A 1973-nucleotide genomic window follows, 5' to 3' on the forward strand; every position below is an offset into this window, starting at 1 on the left:
GGCGTTCTTTAGATGGCCCTGCAGTCTGTTGTAATGAGCGAAGAAAACACCGAATCTATTATAGAGTTCTTTCGAGGCTTGAACAAGCCTTTCTGCGTTTTCGGTAAGGCTGTACTGCTGCCAGCCATAGGCTACAGACTTCAACAGCGCAACGAGATTCACCGGAGAAGCAATAAGGACCTTCTTCGCAATAGCATATTCAAAGAGGTCCGGATCTGTTAGAAAAGCTGCATTTATTGCAGACTCCACCGGGACAAACATTACCACAAAATCGGCATTTCTGTTGAACGATTCAGAGTATTTCTTGCTGGCGAGTCTATTCACAGTCTCGCGAACATTCCTAGCGTAGACGTTCATGAACTGGCTTCTCGACGACTCGTCATCTTCTTCCAATGCAGCCAGATAACTGTCGAGCGGAACTTTGGCATCTACCGGTATGTAAGCCTCGTTAGGTAGTTTTACAATAAGATCCGGCCTGCCGCTGTCAATCGATTCCTGTTCCACAAAATCAACATGTTCGGTCATGCCGCTGAGCTCAACTATTCTACGAAGCTCAATCTCACCCCATCTTCCACGAGTTGATCTATTTCTCAAGGCGCCCTTCAAATCCGTAACACCCTGCCTAAGATCGGTGTTTGCTGTCGTAAGAGTCCTCAGTTGTTCTTCAAGAGCTTTGTATGCTCCTTCTCTCTTAGATTCCAATTCCCTCACATTTCTTTCCAGCTTTTCCAGGTTGTCTTTCACCGGACTAACGAGACTCTCGAAATCTTTTTTCTGAGTGCCCCAATCTTCTTTCTGCAGCTTGAGCAATCCCGAGAACTTGTCGTTTGCCTGTCGAATGAAGTTTTCCGTACTGGAATTAAGAACATCAGAAGATATCGCTTTGAAGGTCTCTTCAAGCTCCTCTTTGGCAGAAGTTAGCCAGTCCAGTTTTTCATCCCTCTCTGCGACATCTCTCTCCAGGTCCTTCTCTTTGAGCTGGAGTTCCTGATTCCTCCTGATACTCTGAGAAAGCCTTCTGATAGATGCAATTGCGAAGAGAAAGGAAATCAGAGTGACGACCGACATTATTATCAGCGCTGTCAACATCTCGAACCCTCCATCCGTAAATAGACAGCTTTACAGCCGTCAAAATGAAAAATCGGAATAAATGAATACCATCGGTATTATATCAACTTGTCTTTGAAATTACACTTTTTAAAGGTTCCCTGATCACACTTAGTCGTGTATTGAGTACCTGTATATTATTTGATTTTCGCGTTGAGCAAACGGTCTCCCCGACGATTCCGGATCGCCATCGGACACTCCTCAAAAATAAATGAGCTTACCCAGATACGAACATCCTTGCCAGTTCGACGGCTCCGGCACTGTCGGGAGAATAACCGTCCGCTCCAATTTCCTCGGCATAGGTCTGACTCACGGGCGCCCCACCTATGAGCACCTTTACTTCTTCTCGAATTCCGGCCTTTTTCAGTTCTTCGATCACTCTGGGCATATTGAGCATTGTGGTCGTTAACAGGGCAGAAACCACCAGTATATCCGGTCTGGCGCCTTTCGCAGCTTCCGCAAACTCCTCCGGTTTCACATCGACGCCAAGGTCGATTATTTCAAAGCCCGCTCCCTTAAGCATCATACACACCAGGTTTTTTCCAATGTCATGGAGGTCACCCTCGATAGTCCCGGCAATCACTTTGCCGATCTTCTTGACCCCACCGCTGACAAGAAGAGGTTCGATAAGATCCATGCATTGGTTCATCGCCTTTGCTGCGACAAGAACTTCGGGAACGAAATACTCGCCCTCTCTGAATAGCCTGCCGACTTCATCCATCCCCGGGATAAGCGCGCTGTCGAGAATTTCCTTTGCGCTGTGGCCTTCCGCTAGAGCCTCTTCAGTGGCAGCTTTTGCCTGAGCAGGCATTGTTTCGATGATCGCGTTCGTTATTCTCTCCAGGGTTCCCATCTTCGACCTCCCC

The 1973-nt window shown here is 47.5% G+C and carries 2 protein-coding genes; both read right to left on the reverse strand.

Features of this window, described 5'->3' with window-relative positions; genetic code table 11:
• Positions 1-1089: DNA recombination protein RmuC (locus ENN47_12420; protein HDP78954.1), on the reverse strand; the 1089-nt coding region annotated here is incomplete at its 3' end.
• Between the two features lie 235 nt (positions 1090-1324).
• On the reverse strand, positions 1325-1960 hold the full coding sequence (locus tag ENN47_12425) for a cobalamin-binding protein (protein HDP78955.1): 636 nt from the start codon (positions 1958-1960) through the stop codon (positions 1325-1327).
• Positions 1961-1973: the final 13 nt, after the last annotated feature.

The sequence above is a fragment of the Mesotoga infera genome, assembly GCA_011045915.1.
Taxonomy (GTDB): Bacteria; Thermotogota; Thermotogae; order Petrotogales; family Kosmotogaceae; genus Mesotoga; species Mesotoga infera_D.

Excerpts from the sequence above, each read along its gene's own strand:
- ENN47_12425 (HDP78955.1), bottom strand. The coding sequence starts at position 1,960 with ATGGGAACCCTGGAGAGAATAACGAACGCGATCATCGAAACAATGCCT.